The following is a 13267-nucleotide window of genomic DNA, read 5'->3' as shown; positions in this document are numbered from 1 at the left end:
CTCCCCTTCCGGGACGCACCCGCCGACCGGGGCTTCGCGACACGCGGCAACGGGACTCCCCTTTCCGGATCGATGACGGGCCCTCACCTACCGATCGAGGCTATTCCCCGCGGGGCACCGTGAAGTGCCCCTTGCGGCGTCAAGCGCCGACGTGCTTGAGGAAGCGCGCGATGCTGGAGAACTCCTTGAGGTCGAGGCTCGCACCGCCGACGAGCGCGCCGTCGACGTCCTGCTCGCGCAGGAAGCCGGCGATGTTCCCCGCCTTGACCGAGCCGCCGTACAGGATCCGGGTGGCGTCGGCCCCCTCCGGGGACAGAGCCTCCGTGAGGTGCGCGCGCAGCGCCGCCGCGACCTGCTGGGCCTGCTCGGGCGTCGCGGCCTGGCCCGACCCGATGGCCCACACCGGCTCGTACGCAACGACGATCTCGGCGTCCTTGGGGACGGCGGTGAGCGCCGTGCGCAGCTGTGCGACGGGCACCTTGCTGGGACCGAACTCCTCGAGGTCCTCGGCGGTCTCACCCACGCAGATCACCGGGATGAGGCCGTGGCGCAGAGCGGCCACGACCTTGGCCCCGACGATCTCGTCGGTCTCGCCGTGGTGGATGCGCCGCTCGGAGTGACCGATGAGCACGTACTTCGCCTCGAGAGCGGCGAGGAACGCGCCGGAGATCTCCCCGTGTACGCACCCGAGTCGTGCTGGGAGAGGTCCTGGCCGCCCAGCGCGAGCTCGTACTTGTCCGCCGAGATGAGGGTCTGCACGCTCCGCAGGTCCGTGAACGGCGGGAAGATCGCCACCTCGGTCTCGCGGTAGTCGTGACCGGCGTCCTTGAGCGTCCAGGCGAGCTTCTGGACGAACGCGATCGCCTGCAGGTGGTCGAGGTTCATCTTCCAGTTGCCCGCGATGAGCGGGACCCGGCTCACGGCTGCCATCCGAGGACCTCCAGTCCGGGGAGCGTCTTGCCCTCGAGGAACTCGAGGCTCGCGCCGCCGCCCGTCGAGATGTGGCCGAACTGGTCGTCCTCGAAGCCGAGCGCGCGCACGGCCGCGGCCGAGTCGCCTCCGCCGACGACCGAGAGGCCGTCGACGCGAGTCAGCGCCTCGGCGACCGTGCGGGTGCCCTCCGCGAAGGCGGGGAACTCGAACACGCCCATGGGGCCGTTCCAGAAGACCGTGGCTGACGCGGCGACGATCTCGGCGAACCGGGCCGCCGTCTCGGGACCGATGTCGAGGCCGATGCCGGCCGCGCCGAACGCGGTCGACTCGATGCCGTCGGCCGGCGTGACCTCCGACTTCGCGTCTGCGGCGAACTTCTCCGCGACCACCACGTCGGTGGGCAGGACGATCTCGACGCCGAGCTCCGTGGCACGCGAGAGGTACTCGCGAACCGTGTCGAGCTGGTCCTGCTCGAGGAGACTGGCACCCACCTTGTGGCCCTGGGCAGCGAGGAAGGTGAAGAGCATCCCGCCGCCGATGAGGAGCGAGTCCACGCGCGGCAGGAGCGAGTCGATGACGCCGAGCTTGTCGCTGACCTTCGAACCGCCGAGCACGACGGTGTAGGGCTTCTGTGCGTTCGTCGTCAGGCGCTCGAGGACCTCGAGCTCGTCCGCGACAAGGAGGCCGGCCGCACTCGGCAGCGCGGTCGCCAGCTCGTAGACGCTCGCCTGCTTGCGGTGCACCACGCCGAACCCGTCGGACACGAAGAGCTCGCCGAACTTGGCGAGCTCACGGGCGTACTGCTCCCGCTCCCCCGCATCCTTGCTCGTCTCGCGCGGGTCGAAGCGCAGATTCTCGAGGAGCCGTACCTCGCCGTCGCCCAGGTCCTTCGGCGTCTCCGCCGCAGGTGCGCTGTCGAAGTGCACGGACATGCCGAGCAGCTCCCCCAGCCGCTCCGCGACGGGCGCGAGGCTGTACTCGTCCCTGGGCGTTCCGTCGGGTCGACCGAGGTGCGAGATCACGGTCACGCGCGCGTTCTCGTCGAGAAGCGCCTGGATCGTCGGCAGCGATGCGCGGATGCGGCCGTCGTCGGTGATCTCGCCGTCCTTCAGGGGGACGTTGAGGTCACACCGGACGACGACCGCCCGGCCCCCGAGGGAGCCGAGCGAGTCGAGGGTGCGGAGGGCCATCGGCCTCAGAGCCGATCGGCGACGTACTCGGTGAGGTCGACCAGGCGGTTCGAGTAGCCCCACTCGTTGTCGTACCAGGCGGACAGCTTCACCTGGTTGCCGAGCACCCGGGTGAGCCCGGAGTCGAAGATCGACGAGTGCGGGTCGGTGACGATGTCGCTCGAGACGATCTCGTCCTCGGTGTACTTGAGGATGCCCTTGAGGTAGCCGTCGGCCGCCTCCTTGTAGGCCGCCTTGATGTCGTCGATCGACGCCGTCTTCGACGCGGTGACCGTGAGGTCGGTGATCGAGCCCGTCGGCACCGGCACGCGGAGGGCGAAGCCGTCCAGCTTGCCCTTCAGCTCCGGCAGGACGAGGCCGATCGCCTTCGCCGCACCGGTCGAGGTGGGGACGATGTTGATGGCGGCCGCGCGCGCACGGCGCAGGTCGGAGTGCGGGCCGTCCTGGAGGTTCTGGTCCGCCGTGTAGGCGTGCACCGTCGTCATCAGGCCGCGCTCGATGCCGAACGTGTCGTTGAACACCTTGGCGAGGGGCGCGAGGCAGTTCGTGGTGCAGGAGGCGTTCGAGATGATGTGGTGCGCCGCCGGGTCGTACGACTCGTGGTTCACGCCCATGACGAACGTGGCGTCCTCGCCCTTGGCGGGCGCGGAGATCAGCACCTTCTTGGCGCCGGCCTGGATGTGCTTGCCGGCGTCCGCGGCGTCGGTGAAGCGGCCGGTGGACTCGATGACGATGTCCACGCCCAGGTCGCCCCAGCCGAGGGCGGCGGGGTCGCGCTGCTCGAGCACCTTGATCGCCTTGCCGTTGACGACGATGGAGTCGCCCTCGAGCGACACGTCCGCGTCGAGGCGGCCGGTGATGGAGTCGTACTTCAGCAGGTGGGCGAGCGCGGCGTTGTCGGTGAGGTCGTTCACCGCGACGATCTCGAGCTCACTGCCCTTCGCGAACGCGGCTCGGAAGTAATTGCGGCCGATGCGGCCGAAGCCATTGATGCCGACACGAACCAACGAAAATCTCCTGACGACGGGGCGCCCCAGAGGCGCCGTTTCCGGATGTGGCCGTTTGCCACACGGGTCTCTCGGAGGTCCCCGCTGCCGGGGACCTCCCTTTCGAGCCTAGTGCTAGGGGACGAGGAGCAGACCGCTCGCGCCCGTGCGGGCGGCGTCCAGGCGCTGCTGCACGTTGGCCCAGTTCACGACGTTCCACCAGGCCTTCACGTAGTCGGGCCGGACGTTCTTGTAGTCGAGGTAGTACGCGTGCTCCCAGACGTCGAGCATGAGCAGCGGGATGCTGAAGGCGGGGATGTTGTCCTGCTGGTTGAACAGCTGCTCGATGACGAGGTTGCCCCCGATGGTGTCGTAGGCGAGGAGCGCCCAGCCGGAGCCCTGGACGCCGACGGCCGCGGCCGCGAAGTGGGCCTGGAACTTGTCGAACGAGCCGAAGCTGTCGTCGATCGCCGACGCGAGCTCGCCGGTCGGGCGGTCGCCGCCGTCCGGGGACATGTTGGTCCAGAAGATCGAGTGGTTGACGTGCCCGCCGAGGTTGAAGGACAGGTCCTTCTCGAGCTTGTTGATGTTCGCGAGGTTGCCGCTCTCGCGGGCCTCCGCCATCTGCGCGAGCGCGTTGTTGGCGCCCGTCACATACGTCTGGTGGTGCTTGCTGTGGTGCAGCTCCATGATTGTGGCGCTGATGTGCGGCTGGAGTGCCCCGTAGTCGTACCCCAGCTCGGGAAGCGTGTACTCGGCCATATCCTCTTACTCCTCTCGTCGCCCGCAGGGCTCCGAGGAGCCACCGTCGGGACGTTCCTCAGTCTAGAACTGAGCGCGGGATGCGCTATTCCCGTGAGAAGACCGGGAGCATCCTCCCAGGGCGATGGGTAGGAGGTTTCGAGACGCCGGCCAATCCCCAGCGCAAGCGTGCGCTGTGGGCCCACTGGCCGGCCCTCAACCTGACCACTCTCGGCGCTGAGCGCGCCTCGGGTGATCAATCGTCGAGGTCGGGCGGGAGGTTCGCGTCCGTGCCCGGGATGCCCTGCTCGATCGCCTTCTTGTCCGCCATGGCCAAAAGGCGCCGGATGCGGCCGGCGACCGCGTCCTTCGTCATCGGCGGGTCGGCGTGGTGGCCGAGCTCGTCGAGGCTCGCGTCGCGGTGCGCGAGGCGCAGCTCTCCGGCGTACTTGAGGTGGTCCGGGATGCCGTCGCCGAGGATCTCCAGGGCGCGCTCGACGCGCGCGCACGCGGCGACCGCAGCCTGGGCGGACCGGCGCAGGTTCGCGTCGTCGAAGTTGACCAGCCGGTTCGCGGTGGCGCGGACCTCGCGGCGCTGCCGCAGATCCTCCCAGTTCTGCCGGGTCTCGGTGGCGCCCATCGCCTCGAGCATGTCGCCGATGGCCTCGCCGTCCCGGATGACGACGCGGTGCACGCCGCGCACCTCCCGCGCCTTGGCGGAGACCCGGAGCCGGCCGGCTGCGCCGACGAGCGCCATGGCGGTCTCATTGCCGGGGCAGGTGACCTCGAGGGCCGCAGAGCGACCCGGGTCGGTGAGCGTTCCCCGAGCGAGGAACGCTCCCCGCCAGATCGCGGACAGGTCCTCAATGGATCCCGTGGTGAGCCGGTTCGGCAGGCCGCGGATGGGGCGCCGGCGGGCGTCGAGCAGACCGGTCTGACGCGCGAGCGTCTCCCCGCCCTCGATCACGCGGACCACGTAGGTGTTGGTCCGCCGGACGCCCGATGCGGAGATCACGGCGACGTCGCCGCGTACCCCGTACAGGTCCGCCAGGTCCTTCCGCACGCGGCGCGCGACCTGGGCCGAATCCAGCTCGGATTCGACCGCGATGCGTCCCGAGATCATGTGCAGCCCGCCCGCGAAGCGCAGGATCGTCGACAGCTCGGCCGCCCGAACCGTCGTCTTCCCCACCTCGATCTGTGCGAGCTCGTCCTTCACGTCCGCCGTCAGCGCCAACGCTCTCGCCCTCCACCCATGTCCCCAGTCTCGCATCTTCTCCCGGCGGGAGAGGGAGAGGTCATTCCCGGCCGAGGTCCCGATGCTTGACGCTGACGCTCACACCGGGCTGCTCGCGCAGCCTCCTGGCCAGCTCCTCGACGACCGCGACGGACCGGTGACGTCCCCCGGTGCAGCCCACCGCGATGGTCGCGTGCCGCTTGTTCTCGCGCCGGTAGCCGGTGAGGACGGGGGCGAGCGCCGCCGAGTAGCCGTCGATGAACTCCGCGGCGCCCTCCTGGCCGAGCACGAACTCGCTCACGTCGGCATCGAGTCCCGTGCCGGGCCGCAGCTCCGGAATCCAGTACGGATTGGGCAGGAAGCGGGCGTCGGCGACGATGTCCGCATCGGCCGGCAGCCCGTACTTGTAGCCGAAGCTCGTCAGGGTCACCCGCACGCCGGGCTGATCCGCCTCGCTGAACAGCTCCGTGGTGACGTTCGCGAGCTGGTGGATGTTGAACTCGGAGGTGTCGACGACGATGTCGGCCTGCTCGCGGATCCCGGCCGTGCGGACCCGCTCCTCGCTGATGCCGTCGAGGATCGTGCCGTCCCCCTGCAGCGGGTGCGGGCGGCGCACCTGCTCGAACCGCCGCACCAGCGCGGCGTCGTTGGCCTCGAGGAACAGGACGCGGACCTGCGCGCCCTTCTTGAGCTGCTGCACCAGGTCGCGCAGCTCGGAGAACAGCGCTCCCCGCGCACGTCGACGACCACGGCGATGCGCGGCAGGCTCTGGCCGGCCTTCTCCGCGACGTCGAGCAGCGGGACGAGCATCTGGGGCGGGAGGTTGTCGACCACGTACCAGCCGAGGTCCTCGAGCGCGTTCGCGACGGTGCTGCGGCCGGCGCCGGACATGCCGGTCACGATCAGGACCGACTGGCGGCCCCGGGGCTGTCCCCCGGGAACGTCCTCCGCCGTGCTCTGCGCGCTGGGTGAGGTCATGACCGTCTCAGGCTACCGTCGCGGGTCCCCGGGCGCGTCGCCTCCGACGGCGGTTGCGCCCGGGCGTCAGGCGTGCAGTCGCTCGTGGATCGTCGCGGCGATCTGCGGACCGATGCCCTTGACCTCCTGGATCTGCTCCGGCGTCGCCTGCTTGAGCTTCGCGACCGAGCCGAAGTGCCGGAGCAGCTCGCGCACGCGGGCCGCGCCGAGACCCGGGATCTCGGTCAGCACCGAGGTGATGTCCTTCTTCCGCCGCGTCCTCTGGTGCGTGATCGCGAAGCGGTGCGCCTCGTCGCGGATGCGCTGGAGCAGGAAGAGCGCGTCGCTGTTGCGGGGAAGGATCACCGGGTAGTCGTTGTCCGGCAGCCAGACCTCCTCGAGGCGCTTGGCGATCCCGCACAGGTTGATCCCGTCGACCCCCGACTCGCGCAGCGCCCGCGCAGCCGCCTGCACCTGCGGCTGGCCGCCGTCGACGATGAGCAGGTTGGGGCGGTAGGAGAACTTGCCCGGCTTGCGGCGGGTGCCGAGCTCGATGCTCTCGTCGACGTTCTCCGCCTCGTCGCGGATCGGGTCGCCCATCCGGAGGTCGTCCTCGCCGAGGTAGCCCAGGCGGCGGCTCAGGACCTGGTACAGCGACTCGGTGTCATCCGTGGAGTCGGTCACGTTGAATCGCCGGTACTGGTCCTTGCGGGGCAGCCCGTCCTCGAAGACGACCATCGACGCGACGATGTTGGTGCCGGCCAGGTGGGACACGTCGAAGCACTCCATGCGCAGGGGCGCCTCGTCGAGCTCGAGCGCCTCCTGCAGGTCGGTGAGTGCGCGGCTGCGGGAGACGTAGTCCGCGCTGCGGCGGGTCTTGTAGAGATTGAGGGCCTGCTTCGCGTTGTTCGTCGCGGTCTGGAGCAGCGCGGCCTTCTCTCCGCGCTGGGCGGCGCGCAGGTGAACGGCACCGCGCTCCCGGAGGCCGCTGAGAAGCTGCTCGAGCGCCTCCGCGTCCTCCGGCAGCTCGGGGACGATGATCTCCTTGGGCGGCGGCTCGGTGCCGTCGTAAGCGCTCTGCAGCACCGAGTCGACGAGCTCGCCGAGGCTCACGTCGAGCTCCTTGTCGACGACCCAGGAGCGCACGCCGCGAACGCGCCCGCCGCGCACGCGGAACTGCTGCACCGCTGCCGCGAGCTCGTCGTGCTCGATGCCGAAGACGTCGGCCTCCACCGTCTCCGGAAGGACGACCGCGCTCGACTCGAGCACGTTCTCGAGTGCGCCGATGCGGTCCCGGAGCTCGGCCGCGCGCTCGTAGTCCATGTCCGCGGACGCCTGCTTCATGTCGCGCGTCAGCTGCGCGATCATCCGCGGGTCGGGGTTCGCCATGAACGCGACGAACTGGTCGACGATCGCCCGGTGCTGCGCGATCGTGACTTTCTGGGAGCACGGGCCGCCGCAGCGGCCGATCTGGCCCGGGAAGCACGGCCGCCCGCTGTCCATCGCCCGCTTGTAGCTGGAGTCCGAGCAGGTGCGGATCGGGAACGCCCGGATCATCTGGTCGATGGTCTCGCGGACCGCCCAGATCTTCGGGTACGGGCCGAAGTAGCGTGCCCCATGGATCTTCCGATTGCGAGTCACCATGACCCGGGGGCCTCGTCGCCGAGCGTCACGGCCAGGTACGGGTAGGTCTTGTCGTCGCGGAACTTGACGTTGAACGGCGGCTCGAACTCCTTGATCCAGGTGTACTCGAGCTGGAGCGCCTGGAAATCGCTCGCCACGGTCGTCCACTGCACGGCACTCGCCGTGGTCACCATCCGACGGGTGCGCTCGTGCAGCGTGTGCAGCGGCGCGAAGTAGTTGCTGAGACGCGCGCGGAGGTTCTTCGCCTTGCCGACGTAGAGGACGCGGCCCTTCGCGTCCGAGAACCGGTACACCCCGGGCTCGGTCGGGATCTCCCCGGCCTTCGGCCGGTAGCTGAGCGCCTGCGCCACGGCCCTGGTCAGGAGGCGCGCTCGAGCGCGCGCTGCGGGTGCAGGATCTCGGCGAGGAAGGTGCCGGTGTGGCTGTCCTCGATGAGCGCGATCTGCTCAGGGGTCCCCGTCGCGAGCACCGTGCCGCCGCCGGAGCCGCCCTCCGGGCCGAGGTCGATGATCCAGTCGGCCGACTTGATCACGTCGAGGTTGTGCTCGATCGTGATGACGGTGTTGCCCTTCTCGACGAGCGAGTTGAGGACGAGCAGCAGCTTCCGGACGTCCTCGAAGTGAAGACCCGTGGTCGGCTCGTCCAGCACGTAGACGGTGCGGCCATTCGAGCGCCGCTGGAGCTCCGTCGCGAGCTTCACGCGCTGCGCCTCGCCGCCGGACAAGGTGGTCGCGCTCTGGCCGAGCCGCACATAGCCGAGGCCGACGTCGACCAGGGTCTGCAGATAGCGGTGGATGGCCGAGATCGGCTCGAAGAACTCCGCCGCCTCGGCGATCGGCATGTCGAGCACCTCGGCGATGTTCTTGCCCTTGTAGTGCACGGCGAGCGTGTCGCGGTTGTAGCGGGCCCCGTGGCACACCTCGCACACGACGTAGACGTCGGGCAGGAAGTTCATCTCGATCTTGATCGTGCCGTCGCCCTGGCAGTTCTCGCAGCGGCCGCCCTTCACGTTGAAGCTGAAGCGGCCCGGCTGGTAGCCGCGCGCCTTCGCCTCCATGGTCTCGCTGAAGAGGTTGCGGATGCGGTCGAAGACGCCCGTGTAGGTCGCCGGGTTCGACCGCGGCGTGCGGCCGATCGGCGCCTGGTCGACGTGCACGACCTTGTCGAGGTTGTCGAGGCCGCTGACCCGGGTGTGCTTGCCCGGCACCTTGCGGGCGCCGTTCAGCCGGTTGGCGAGCATCCGGTACAGGATGTCGTTGACGAGCGTGCTCTTGCCCGAGCCGCTCACGCCGGTGACCGCGACCATGACCCCGAGCGGGAAGTCGACCGTCACGTCCTTCAGGTTGTTGGCCTGTGCGCCCACGACGGTGATCTTGCGCTTCTTGTCGATCTTGCGCCGCTTCTTCGGCACCTCGATGGCGCGGCGGCCGGCGAGGTAGTCGCCGGTGATCGAGTTCTTGTCGGCGACGAGCGACGCGTAGTCGCCCGAGTGCACGACGAGCCCGCCGTTGACGCCGGCGCCCGGTCCGATGTCGACGATCCAGTCGGCGGTGCGGATCGTGTCCTCGTCGTGCTCGACGACGATCAGGGTGTTGCCGAGGTCGCGGAGCTTCACGAGCGTGTCGATCAGGCGGCGGTTGTCGCGCTGGTGGAGGCCGATGCTCGGCTCGTCCAGGACGTAGAGCACGCCGGTGAGTCCCGAGCCGATCTGCGTCGCGAGCCGGATGCGCTGCGCCTCGCCGCCCGAGAGCGAGCCGGCCGAGCGGGAGAGGCTCAGGTAGCTGAGGCCGACCTGCAGGAGGAAGTCGAGCCGCATCCGGATCTCGCGGAGGACCTGCGCGGCGATCTTCACGTCGCGCTCGTTCAGCGTGAGGGTGTTCACGAACCGTGCGGCCTCGACGAGGCTCAGGCTCGACACGTCGGCGATGCTGTGGCCGTCGACCATGACCGCGAGGACCTCGGGCTTGAGCCGCTTCCCGTTGCAGACCGGGCACGGGACCTCGCGGAGGTACTCCGCCCAGCGGGCGCGTGCCGAGTCGGACTCGGCCTGGATGTAGTTGCGCTCGAGGTACGGGATGACGCCCTCGAAGCCCTGCGTGTAGCTCATCTCGCGGCCGAAGCGGTTCTTCCACTTCACCCGGACCTCGAAGTTGTTGCCGAGCAGGACCGCCTGCTGGGACTCCTCACTCAGCTTGCGCCACGGGGTGTCGAGCGAGAAGGAGAGGTCCTTCGCGAGACCGGCGAGGAGGCGCTCGTAGTAGTTGTAGAGGCCCTTGCCCTGGCTGGTCCACGGCAGGATGACGCCCTCGCGGATGCTCAGCTCGGGGTCGCCGAGCAGTAGATCCGCGTCGACGGACATGCGCGTGCCGAGACCCGAGCACTCCGGACAGGCGCCGAACGGAGCGTTGAAGGAGAACGTCCGCGGCTCGATCTCGGTGAGCTGGATCGGGTGGTTGTTCGGGCAGGAGAGGCGCTCCGAGAAGGTGCGCCAGGCGTCCGGCCCCTCCTGGTCCACGAAGTTGATCTGCACCAGACCCTCGGAGAGGCCGAGCGCCGTCTCGAGCGAGTCGGTGAGGCGGGTGAGGAGGTCGTCCGCGGCGACGAGGCGGTCGACGACGACGGCGATGTCGTGCTTGATCTGCTTCTTGAGGGTCGGCGGCTCGGTGAGCTGGATCATCTTGCCGTCGACCATGGCGCGCGAGTACCCCTTGGCGGCGAGCTCGCGGAAGAGGTCGACGAACTCCCCTTGCGCTGCTGCACGACGGGAGCGGTCACCTGGTAGCGGGTCCCGGCCTCCAGCTCCATGAGCTGGTCGGCGATCTGCTGCACGCTCTGCCGGGCGATGACCTCGCCGCAGATCGGGCAGTGCGGCACCCCGATGCGCGCCCAGAGCAGGCGCATGTAGTCGTAGATCTCGGTGATCGTGCCGACCGTGGACCGCGGGTTGCGGTTGGTGGACTTCTGGTCGATCGAGACGGCCGGGCTCAGGCCCTCGATGAAGTCGACGTCCGGCCGGTCCACCTGTCCGAGGAACTGCCGCGCATAGGCGGACAGCGACTCGACGTAGCGCCGCTGGCCCTCCGCGAAGATGGTGTCGAACGCAAGGCTCGACTTGCCGGACCCGGACAGGCCCGTGAAGACGACGAGGGAATCGCGCGGGATCTCCAGGTCCACGTCCTGGAGGTTGTGCACGCGGGCTCCGCGAACGCTGAGCTTGGGTCCGGGGACGGCAGAAATCGGCACCAGAAGAGTTTAGGTCGGACCCTCCGACACTCGGCTGGGTTTCGCTGTGGGCGACGCTCGGTCACGGCGCGTCGCGGTCGACGCCCACCGCGGCGGGCTCAGCGACCGGACCAGCGGAAGCGCGGTTCCTCGGGCCCGCCCGAAGGGTCGGGCTCCGGGTTGGGGCTGATGGACGGGTGGATTGCGCCGGCGCTCTGCCCTCCGAGAAGAGGATCAGACGAGGTGGCCGGCCTTCTCCATCTGGCGCAGCTCGCCCTTCATCTCCGTCAGCTCGTCGCGGAGGCGCGCGGCGAGCTCGAACTTGAGCTCGGCGGCGGCCTGCAGCATCTGGTCGTTGAGGTCGGCGATGATCGACTCGAGCTCGTTGGCGCCGGCCGCCGCGATCCCCTCGCGCCGCAGGTTGGGCGTGGGCGAGCGCTTGCCGGAGCCGCGTCCGGCCAGCAGCTCCTTGGTGTCGGCGCCCTCGCGGATGAGCACGTCGGTGATGTCGGCGATCTTCTTGCGCAGCGGCGTCGGGTCGATGCCGTGCTCGGCGTTGTACGCGACCTGGCGCTCGCGGCGCCGGGTCGTCTCCTCGATGGCCTGTGCCATCGAGTCGGTGAGCTTGTCGGCGTACATGTGCACCTCGCCCGACACGTTGCGGGCGGCGCGGCCGATCGTCTGGATGAGCGACGTCGAGGAGCGCAGGAAGCCCTCCTTGTCGGCGTCCAGGATCGCGACGAGCGACACCTCGGGCAGGTCGAGACCCTCGCGCAGCAGGTTGATGCCGATGAGGACGTCGTAGACGCCCTGGCGCAGCTCGGTGAGCAGCTCGACGCGGCGGAGCGTGTCGACGTCGGAGTGCAGGTAGCGGACCTTGACGCCCGCCTCCGCGAGGAACGCCGTGAGCTCCTCCGCCATCTTCTTCGTGAGGGTCGTGACGAGGACGCGCTCGTCACGCTCCGAGCGGACGCGGATCTCCTCGAGGAGATCGTCGATCTGCCCCTTCGACGGCTTGACGACGATCTGGGGGTCGACCAGGCCGGTCGGGCGGATGATCTGCTCGACGACGCCGTCCGACATCCCGAGCTCGTAGCGCCCCGGAGTCGCGGAGAGGTAGACGGTCTGGCCGACGCGCGACTTGAACTCCTCCCACTTCAGCGGGCGGTTGTCCATCGCGCTCGGCAGGCGGAAGCCGTGCTCGACCAGGGTGCGCTTGCGCGAGGCGTCGCCCTCGTACATCGCGCCGATCTGCGGCACGGTCACGTGCGACTCGTCGATGACGGTGATGAAGTCGTCCGGGAAGTAGTCGAGGAGGCAGTTCGGCGCCTCGCCGGGACGCCGGCCGTCGATGTGCCGGGAGTAGTTCTCGATGCCCGAGCAGAAGCCGATCTGCTCCATCATCTCGAGGTCGAAGGTGGTGCGCATGCGGAGGCGCTGCGCCTCGAGCAGCTTGCCCTGGGACTCGAGCTCGGCGAGCCGCTCGGCGAGCTCGCTGCGGATGGTGACGATCGCGCGCTGCATCGTGGCGGGGCTCGCCGCGTAGTGGGTGGCGGGGAACACCGAGATGGCGTCGACCTGCTTGATCACCTCGCCCGTCAGCGGGTGCAGGATGTACAGCGCCTCGATCTCGTCGCCGAACATCTCGATGCGGATGGCGTGCTCCTCGTAGACCGGGATGATCTCGATCGTGTCGCCGCGCACGCGGAAGCGGCCGCGCGAGAAGTCGTAGTCGTTGCGCTCGTACTGCATGTTGATGAAGCGCCGCACGAGCCGATCGCGCGTGATGCGCTCCCCCACCTGCAGCGCGACCATCGCCTCCAGGTACTCCTCCGCGGCACCCAGGCCGTAGATGCAGGAGACGGTGGACACCACGATCACATCGCGCCGGGACAGCAGCGAGTTCGTCGTGGAGTGCCGGAGCCGCTCCACCTCGGAGTTGATGGACGAGTCCTTCTCGATGAAGGTGTCCGTCTGCGGGACGTACGCCTCGGGCTGGTAGTAGTCGTAGTAGGAGACGAAGTACTCGACGGCGTTGTTCGGCATCAGCTCGCGGAACTCGTTCGCCAGCTGGGCGGCCAGCGTCTTGTTGTGGGCGAGGACGAGGGTGGGCCGCTGCACGGCCTCGACGAGCCAGGCGGTCGTCGCCGACTTGCCGGTGCCGGTGGCGCCCAGCAGCACGACGTCGGTCTCGCCGGCGTTGATCCGGCCGGCCAGCTCGGCGATCGCGGTGGGCTGATCGCCGCTCGGCTGGTACTCGCTGATGACCTCGAAGGGGCGCACGGCGCGAGTGGGCTGCATGCCTTCGAGTTTAGATTCGGCCTCCGACACCGGGCCCGCGTTCGCCGACGGCGCACGCT

The 13267-nt window shown here is 69.3% G+C and carries 5 protein-coding genes and 4 pseudogenes; all 9 read right to left on the bottom strand.

Annotated elements, in window-relative coordinates; all coding sequences use genetic code 11:
* Window positions 1-139: 139 nt before the first annotated feature.
* Window positions 140-930, bottom strand: a pseudogene (gene tpiA, locus QUE51_RS14110) (triose-phosphate isomerase).
* The gene (locus QUE51_RS14105) at window positions 918-2123 is read right to left on the bottom strand and encodes a phosphoglycerate kinase (protein WP_286276990.1); all 1206 of its coding nucleotides are present in this window, start codon (window positions 2121-2123) and stop codon (window positions 918-920) included. The pseudogene tpiA and the gene QUE51_RS14105 overlap by 13 nt, the downstream one beginning before the upstream one ends.
* A gap of 5 nt (window positions 2124-2128) precedes the next feature.
* Entirely contained in the window at window positions 2129-3130 is a 1002-nt protein-coding gene (gap, locus tag QUE51_RS14100) for a type I glyceraldehyde-3-phosphate dehydrogenase (protein WP_286276989.1), read from the bottom strand.
* A 114-nt stretch (window positions 3131-3244) separates the two neighbouring features.
* The gene (locus QUE51_RS14095) at window positions 3245-3871 is read right to left on the bottom strand and encodes a superoxide dismutase (protein WP_286276988.1); all 627 of its coding nucleotides are present in this window, start codon (window positions 3869-3871) and stop codon (window positions 3245-3247) included.
* A gap of 235 nt (window positions 3872-4106) precedes the next feature.
* The gene (gene whiA, locus QUE51_RS14090; protein WP_286276987.1) at window positions 4107-5084 is read right to left on the bottom strand and encodes a DNA-binding protein WhiA; all 978 of its coding nucleotides are present in this window, start codon (window positions 5082-5084) and stop codon (window positions 4107-4109) included.
* 61 nt (window positions 5085-5145) lie between these two features.
* A pseudogene (rapZ, locus tag QUE51_RS14085) lies at window positions 5146-6062 on the bottom strand (RNase adapter RapZ).
* Window positions 6063-6128: 66 nt separating this feature from the next.
* Window positions 6129-8035, bottom strand: a pseudogene (gene uvrC, locus QUE51_RS14080) (excinuclease ABC subunit UvrC).
* 8 nt (window positions 8036-8043) lie between these two features.
* Window positions 8044-10928: pseudogene (uvrA, locus tag QUE51_RS14075) on the bottom strand (excinuclease ABC subunit UvrA).
* Between the two features lie 213 nt (window positions 10929-11141).
* Window positions 11142-13208, bottom strand: a complete 2067-nt coding sequence (gene uvrB / locus QUE51_RS14070) for an excinuclease ABC subunit UvrB (protein ID WP_286276986.1) — start codon at window positions 13206-13208, stop codon at window positions 11142-11144.
* Window positions 13209-13267 lie beyond the last annotated feature (59 nt).

Origin of the sequence: Naasia aerilata (assembly GCF_030296595.1) — a bacterium.
Taxonomy (GTDB): Bacteria; Actinomycetota; Actinomycetes; order Actinomycetales; family Microbacteriaceae; genus Naasia; species Naasia aerilata.
The sequence above is the reverse complement of the archived record's forward strand: the minus strand, read 5'-3'. Positions and strand labels throughout refer to the sequence as shown.

Bases quoted from the DNA above. Each gene is read 5' to 3' on its own strand.
- uvrB (WP_286276986.1), bottom strand. From the start codon at position 13,208: ATGCAGCCCACTCGCGCCGTGCGCCCCTTCGAGGTCATCAGCGAGTAC.
- QUE51_RS14095 (WP_286276988.1), bottom strand. From the start codon at position 3,871: ATGGCCGAGTACACGCTTCCCGAGCTGGGGTACGACTACGGGGCACTC.
- QUE51_RS14105 (WP_286276990.1), bottom strand. From the start codon at position 2,123: ATGGCCCTCCGCACCCTCGACTCGCTCGGCTCCCTCGGGGGCCGGGCG.